A 7086-nucleotide genomic window follows, 5' to 3' on the forward strand; every position below is an offset into this window, starting at 1 on the left:
CTTGTGCGACGGTATCTGACTGCACATCTCCATCGTAGTTCTTACATGCCCAGACATATCCGCCATCCATGCGAAGTGCCATGGCTACCATGTCATCAATCAATCGATGTTCATACCAAATGCCTGCTGCAATATATTGAGTTTTGAATTCTGCTTGGTAAATCTCTTCAAAGATATTTTTGAAACGTCCATCATAAGCTTTAAGAATCGTGTTCTTCGTTGAGAGATAGACCGGAAATTTACGAAGAAGTCCGTAGTTCAGTGACGCTCGAGCAAAGTCGCGGATTGAGTCATCGACGTTATACATAGCCATGGCAACACCAGAAGATTTGAAGTCATATACTTCAAACTCTTGCGGAGCAGAACCATCTTCTGGCACAAATGAAAGAGTGAGCTTTCCAGCTCCTGGTACTCTGAAATCTGTGGCACGGTATTGATCGCCGAATGCATGGCGGCCGATAACAATTGGCTGAGTCCAGTGTGGAACTAATCGCGGAACATTGCTGATAATGATTGGCTCACGGAAAATGACGCCACCAAGGATGTTGCGAATAGTTCCGTTAGGGGACTTCCACATTTTTTTGAGGCCAAATTCTTCAACGCGGGCTTCATCAGGAGTAATAGTTGCGCACTTGATTCCCACGCCATGCTTCTGGATTGCGCGAGCAGAATCGATGGTTACTTGATCATTGGTTGCATCGCGGTGTTCCATACCAAGGTCGTAATACTCAAGGTTGACATCAAGGTAAGGCAAGATCAGCTGGTCTTTGATGAACTGCCAAATAATGCGGGTCATCTCATCGCCATCGAGCTCAACAACTGTGCCTGCTACTTTAATCTTTGACATTATCTTCTCCCGATTAGCTTCTACTCAATTACAGCGTCAGAACGTCTGCTTGTTTTGCCCGAACAGCTTCTGCAGCTTCCTTCAATGATGCGACTTCTGCATCTGTCAGCGCGCTCTCCACAACTTTGCGAATGCCTACTTTGCCAATCTCTGCTTCAACACCGAGATAGACGCCAGAAATTCCATATTCGCCATCGACCCATGCGCACACCGGCATGACATCGCCTGAATCTTCAGTTACAGCCTTTGCCATGCGTGCTGCTGCGGCAGATGGTGCATAATAGGCCGAGCCAGTTTTCAGAAGTGCAACTACTTCAGCGCCACCATTACGAGTGCGATCAACTAATTCATCAATTTCGGTCTGGGATAACTTCTCAGAAAGTGCCACACCATTTACGGTGCAACGACTTGGAACGGGGACCATAGTGTCTCCATGTGAACCCAGTGTCAGAGTTTTGACTGAAGCAACTGGGACTCCAAGCTTTTCTGCCACAAAATTGGTAAAGCGCGCAGTATCGAGCATTCCAGCTTGACCCATCACACGATTCTTTGGAAAGTTGGTCGCAATCTGTGCCAGGGCGGTCATTTCATCGAGTGGATTAGAGACCACGATAATGACTGCGTTCGGTGAATGCTTTGCAATATTTTCTGCGACTCCACGAACGATTCCGGCGTTAACGCCAATCAAATCCATACGGCTCATTCCAGGCTTGCGTGGAAGTCCTGCGGTAATGACCACCACATCAGAGTTGGCAGTCTTTTCATAGCCAGCACCCTCGGCTGTAGTTGTCGCGCCAGTGATGCGCGTTTCAAAACCTTCGATAGAGCGAGATTGGTTCATATCAAGGGCCAAACCCTCTGGCTTTCCTTCAAGGATATCGGTGAGTACAACTTCATCAAAGATGTTGTACTCAGCTAAACGAAGTGCTGTGGTTGATCCGTAGAAGCCTGCACCTACAACGGTGACTTTCTTTGTCATAGCTATCCTTTTAATCGATCTGGTTTTATCTTGATGTCGAGAGAATTCTACAACCCATTAGGAAGTGCGATTGCCAGCCCAAAAAGTACTATCGCAATCGTGAGCGGCAGATATCGCTCGAAGGAGCGAGATTCCCATTGCGAGAGCGCAATCACACCGGTGCCTGCCGAAATAAGCAGCGCCCCAGTACGGACAAATCCGGCAATACCAAGGAGAACTCCGAGTGAAATAACTATGTATGCAATACGAAGTTGTAGGGCGTTTATCGCTCGCATGCATCAACCACATTCATCAGCAACATGGCACGAGTCATGGGCCCAACACCACCTGGCATTGGTGCAACGAATGATGCGACATCGAATACACCTGGATCAACATCACCAATGAGTCCGGCATCTGTCCGTGAGATTCCGACATCGAGAATTACTCCACCAGGCTTAATCATCTTGGCTTTCAAGAAGTGTGGTTGTCCGATAGCAGCAATCACAATATCGGCGCGCTGTGTGTGAGCGAGCAAATCTTTGGTACCGGTATGTGTCAACGTTACGGTTGCATTCTCTTTCTTTCGCGTAAGCAGTAGACCAAGTGGGCGACCAACAGTAAGTCCGCGCCCGATAACAACGACTTCTGCACCCGAAAGTAAAATTTTATAATGGTTAATTAATTCAACAATGCCGCGTGGGGTGCACGGCAGCGGTGCTTGGTGCCCCGCAACGAGCCGACCTAGATTAAGTGGGTGTAAGCCATCGGCATCTTTTGCGGGATCAATTGCTTCAAGAATAAGTTGCGTATTAATTGAAGCCGGAAGTGGAAGTTGCACAATATATCCAGTGCACTCTTTAGCGCCGTTGAGATCTTTAATGGCAGCCAGAACATCAGCTTGCGTTGCTGTTGCCGGTAGGTCTACCCGGATCGAATTGATTCCTACTTCCTGACAATCTCTATGTTTTCCGCCTACATAAGAATGCGACCCAGGATCATCGCCCACCAAGATGGTGCCAAGGCCCGGAGTAATTCCCTTGGATTTCAAAGCCAGAGTGCGAGCTGCAAGATCTTTCTTGATGGTTGCAGCAAGTGCTCTGCCATCAAGTATTTGCGCGCTCATGGCTTTATCTTAATCGTTGCTCTAGGCGTGCGAGAAATGTCGGGTTCCGGTGAAGAACATCGCTATCCCAGCCTTAGTTGCAGCAGCAATCACTTCCTCATCACGAACGCTGCCACCTGGCTGCACGATTGCTATCACCCCGGCTGCGGTAAGAATCTCAAGGCCATCAGCAAATGGGAAGAATGCATCCGATGCACCCACACTTCCGGCAACCCGAGATCCTGCGCGATCAACGGCCAACTTTGCAGAATCAACTCGGTTTACCTGCCCCATTCCGATTCCTACTGCTGCGCCATCTTTAGCAAGAAGAATGGCATTGCTCTTAACGGCGCGAACAGATCGCCATGCAAATACAAGATCGCGCATTACATTGGGTGAAGGTGCGGCGCCAGTTACTTGCTGCCAATTCTTTGGATCATCACCATCGGCGGTAATGAGATCAGTTTCTTGCACCAATAGGCCACCTGATACTGGACGAATTTCAAGAGGGGAGATTTGAGTGTGAGCGCAGGTAAGAATTCGAATAGATGGTTTCTGTGTCAATATTTCTAGCGCAGCACTTTCATACTCAGGCGCGATAATTACTTCAGTAAATACTTCGGAAAGAGATTGCGCCATAGCAGCAGTAACCGTGCGATTTGCCGCCACAACTCCTCCGAATGCTGAGACCGGATCGCATAGATGTGCCTTTGCGTAAGCATCAGCAATATCTTTTCCGACTGCGATGCCACATGGGTTGGCGTGCTTAATGATTGCCACGCATGGCTCGACATGATCTAGCGCTGCCCGCCACGCTGCTTCAGCATCGGTGTAATTATTAAATGACATCTCTTTGCCATGTGATTGCACTGCATTCACAATTCCTGACGGACCGCCTCGATAAATAGCAGCACTCTGATGTGGATTCTCGCCATAACGCAGTGAATTATCGCGCTTGAAAATCAGACCTAACCAATCCAGATCCTGCATGTCACTACTGATTGTTGAGCCAAGCCAGCTTGCGATGGTGAGGTCGTATTCAGCTGTTGTGCGAAAGACCTCGAGCGCAAGTAACTTTCTTTCTTCATCGCTAAAGCCACCGGCTTTAATGGATGCAAAGAGGTGGTCATATTGCGATGTATTACAGACAACCGCGACCGAACCATGGTTCTTTGCTGCCCCACGCAACATCGATGGGCCGCCAATATCAATCTGTTCAATACATTGCGCAAAATCAGCACCTGAGGCCAGAGTTGCTGCAAACGGATACAAGTTAATGACAACAAGATCAAAGGGTTCGATATCAAGATCTGCAATTGCCTTCAGGTGCTCTGGATTATTTTGATCTGCCAAAATTCCTGAATGAATCTTCGGATGAAGTGTCTTCACGCGACCGCCCATAATTTCTGGAAAACCGGTGTAGTTGCTGACCTCAGTCACCGCGATCCCAGCGTCCTGCAGTTTTTTGGCAGTAGAGCCGGTAGAAAGTATTTCAACTCCGGCAGCAACCAGAACTTTTCCAAGCTCAAGCAATCTTGCTTTGTCATAGACGCTCACTAGCGCCCTGCGTATTGGTTTGCGATTAGCCATTCTTCTTCTCCTGCGTTGCCAGTATCGAAGCAATGGTCGCAACTATCAGACCCCGTTCCAGAATCTTAATGCGCTCGTGCAGAGACTCTTCGGTATCGTCACTGCGTATGTCGAGTCGCTCTTGGGCGATAATCTCACCAGTATCCAGACCCGAATCAATCCAATGAATTGTGGTTCCGCTCTGACTGGCTCCTGCTTGCAGGGCGTCGCGAACTGCATGTGCGCCAGGAAAGAGCGGCAGAAGAGATGGATGGCTATTGATGATCTTAAATTTTTCGACAGTCTTTGCTGAGAGCAAGCGCATGAACCCGGCGCTGACCACAAGGTCGGGATTCAGTGCACTAAGGAGAGTCTCGAGCTCTCGATCCCATTGCGTGCGATCGGACAGCATAGGAACTACATAAGACTCAATATGAGCTGCTTCTGCTCTCGCAATTACCTGCGCATCGCTCCTATCGGATATGACTGCAACGATATCGACATCTGCCAAGGTAGTTGTGCGTGCATCAAAAATGGCCTGTGCCAGAGTTCCGCTACCCGATGCAAGAATGACAACTCGCTTCACTGAGCGCCTTTATTCATTACTTTATTGGTAATAAGAAGTGTGAGAGCTAGGCCAACTCCCATTTGGAGTGCAACTGAGAGCGCGAACTTCCAGATTGAAACACCCATGGCGCCCATTTCTGCGGTGATGAGTGATCCACTTGCAAGATAGCCAAGAAGTACCATACCGATGACGGTAAAGAGGTAACTCTGGGCGATTGCTCGAATATCAAAGTTAGCTGTGAGATACCCCAATATTGCACCAAGCCCAACGAAGAAAAGAATCCCAATGAGCGCAAGTGGTTCTCGGCCTACCGGAAGAATTCCAAGAAGTGGCAGGGCTGGAATCTCTCCCAAGTTATACCAATATGGTGAAACCAAAGTTTCAGTGCCAACCGCAAGCCCAGTTCCTGAAAAATAGGATGCCGCTGCAACAGCCACATTCGGTAGATAGAGAATATTAAGCATTAGTAGCAGTACTCCACCAAATATGCCGGGTTGTAATGAGGTCGTGATTGTTCTCACCTCAGAAAAATTGATGAAGATAAGTACTGATACGACGATGAATGAAACTCCTAGGAGAACTGATAAAACTCGAGCACTCATTTGAAGTGGGCGTGATGGCACTACCCGACTACCCACTGTCAGAGTTGAAATCAGAGCGATGGCAAATGCAAAGAGTGGGGCTAAATACCACTGCACTGCAACCGGGTTTGATCTACTAATAAAAGCCAGAGTGGTCACAAGTAATGCATAGATAATTGAGAAGTTAAGCCTGACAACGTTGACATCGTGGTAGTCACCCTTAAGTCTGTCGAGCACTCGTGTAAATGATGAGCGGATAATAAGAAATGGCAGAACTACTCCACCTATCGGCAAGTAGGTGAGATAGCCACTGACACCAGTCGGTGGAAGTGAGAGCTGAAATGGAACGTGGTGCGCGCCAAGCCAGATCCAGAGTGCCCCACGTATGGGATCCGTTGTTGATCCACTTGCGCTCCCGGCAGTTGACCAAGCTACAAGTGCGATAAATGAGAACGGTAGGAGAAGAAATGCGGCGCTACGAAATGCATGAGACAACGAGACCAGGAGGACGCGTTGCATCGTGGTTTTAACGACCTAGTATGTCGCGGATTAATTGCGCAGTTTCACTTGGAGTTTGTCCTACTCGTACGCCAGCAGCTTCAAGTGCATCTTTCTTGGCTTGAGCAGTACCTGATGAGCCAGAAACGATTGCGCCAGCATGTCCCATCGTTTTTCCTTCAGGGGCGGTGAATCCTGCAACATAACCCACAACTGGCTTAGTTACATACTCAGAGATAAATGCAGCTGCGCGCTCTTCCGCATCGCCACCAATTTCACCAATCATTACGATTGCAGTTGTTTCCGGATCATCCTGGAATGCGCGAAGGCAATCAATATGGGTGGTTCCAATTACTGGGTCCCCGCCAATACCAACTGCGGTTGAGAATCCAATATCTCGAAGTTCATATGTCATTTGATAAGTGAGAGTTCCCGACTTTGAGACCAGACCGATGGGACCGCGCTTTGTAATATCTGCAGGAATGATGCCAACATTTGATTGTTCAGGGCTAATCAGCCCAGGACAGTTCGGGCCGATGATTTGTGTGGTGCCCTTTTGCACAGAGTAGGCATAGAAGAATGCTGCATCGTGCACAGGAATGCCTTCAGTGATTACAACAACTAGTGGCATCTTGGCATCAATAGCATCAATGACTGCTGCCTTAGCAAATTTTGGCGGCACGAAGACAACTGAGACGTTGGCTTCGGTTGCTGTCATGGCTTCCGCAACTGTGTTAAATACTGGAAGTGTGGTTCCGTTGATATCAACAACTTGTCCACCCTTGCCCGGTGTTACTCCACCAACAACTTTGCTACCCGATGCCAACATCCGGCGGGTGTGCTTAGTTCCTTCAGAACCAGTCATTCCTTGAACGATTATCTTGCTGGATGAATTAATAAAGATGGACATTACTTGGCCGCCAATTCTGCAGCACGTGATGCTGCTCCATCCATAGTCTG

General features: G+C 48.4%; 8 protein-coding genes. All 8 read right to left on the reverse strand.

Features of this window, described 5'->3' with window-relative positions:
• The coding region (locus AC9UEP_RS05370) for an NADP-dependent isocitrate dehydrogenase (RefSeq protein WP_509544801.1) at positions 1-847 on the reverse strand (847 nt) is incomplete at its 3' end.
• 28 nt (positions 848-875) lie between these two features.
• The gene (gene mdh, locus AC9UEP_RS05375; protein WP_509544804.1) at positions 876-1826 is read right to left on the reverse strand and encodes a malate dehydrogenase; all 951 of its coding nucleotides are present in this window, start codon (positions 1824-1826) and stop codon (positions 876-878) included.
• A 47-nt stretch (positions 1827-1873) separates the two neighbouring features.
• Positions 1874-2101, reverse strand: a complete 228-nt coding sequence (locus AC9UEP_RS05380; protein ID WP_509544806.1) for a hypothetical protein — start codon at positions 2099-2101, stop codon at positions 1874-1876.
• Positions 2089-2931 carry a bifunctional methylenetetrahydrofolate dehydrogenase/methenyltetrahydrofolate cyclohydrolase gene (locus tag AC9UEP_RS05385; protein ID WP_509544808.1) on the reverse strand — a complete coding sequence of 281 codons (843 nt, stop codon included), beginning with the start codon at positions 2929-2931 and terminating at the stop codon, positions 2089-2091. The genes AC9UEP_RS05380 and AC9UEP_RS05385 overlap by 13 nt, the downstream gene beginning before the upstream one ends.
• Before the next feature lie 21 nt (positions 2932-2952).
• Positions 2953-4500 (reverse strand): bifunctional phosphoribosylaminoimidazolecarboxamide formyltransferase/IMP cyclohydrolase, encoded by a 1548-nt coding sequence (gene purH, locus AC9UEP_RS05390; protein WP_509544810.1) that lies wholly within the window; start codon positions 4498-4500, stop codon positions 2953-2955.
• A complete protein-coding gene (gene purN / locus AC9UEP_RS05395) occupies positions 4493-5065 on the reverse strand; it encodes a phosphoribosylglycinamide formyltransferase (protein ID WP_509544813.1) in 573 nt (190 codons plus the stop codon). The genes purH and purN overlap by 8 nt, the downstream gene beginning before the upstream one ends.
• Entirely contained in the window at positions 5062-6147 is a 1086-nt protein-coding gene (locus tag AC9UEP_RS05400; protein WP_509544816.1) for a cell division protein PerM, read from the reverse strand. Before AC9UEP_RS05400 ends, purN begins: the two co-directional genes overlap by 4 nt.
• Positions 6148-6154: 7 nt before the next feature.
• Positions 6155-7036 (reverse strand): succinate--CoA ligase subunit alpha, encoded by an 882-nt coding sequence (gene sucD, locus AC9UEP_RS05405; protein ID WP_509544818.1) that lies wholly within the window; start codon positions 7034-7036, stop codon positions 6155-6157.
• Positions 7037-7086: the final 50 nt, after the last annotated feature.

Origin of the sequence: Candidatus Planktophila sp. (assembly GCF_040402315.1) — a bacterium.
Lineage (GTDB): Bacteria > Actinomycetota > Actinomycetes > Nanopelagicales > Nanopelagicaceae > Planktophila.

Coding starts and splice junctions, on each gene's coding strand:
- mdh (WP_509544804.1), bottom strand. CDS start 1,826: ATGACAAAGAAAGTCACCGTTGTAGGTGCAGGCTTCTACGGATCAACC.
- AC9UEP_RS05380 (WP_509544806.1), bottom strand. CDS start 2,101: ATGCGAGCGATAAACGCCCTACAACTTCGTATTGCATACATAGTTATT.
- AC9UEP_RS05385 (WP_509544808.1), bottom strand. CDS start 2,931: ATGAGCGCGCAAATACTTGATGGCAGAGCACTTGCTGCAACCATCAAG.
- purH (WP_509544810.1), bottom strand. CDS start 4,500: ATGGCTAATCGCAAACCAATACGCAGGGCGCTAGTGAGCGTCTATGAC.
- AC9UEP_RS05400 (WP_509544816.1), bottom strand. CDS start 6,147: ATGCAACGCGTCCTCCTGGTCTCGTTGTCTCATGCATTTCGTAGCGCC.
- sucD (WP_509544818.1), bottom strand. CDS start 7,036: ATGTCCATCTTTATTAATTCATCCAGCAAGATAATCGTTCAAGGAATG.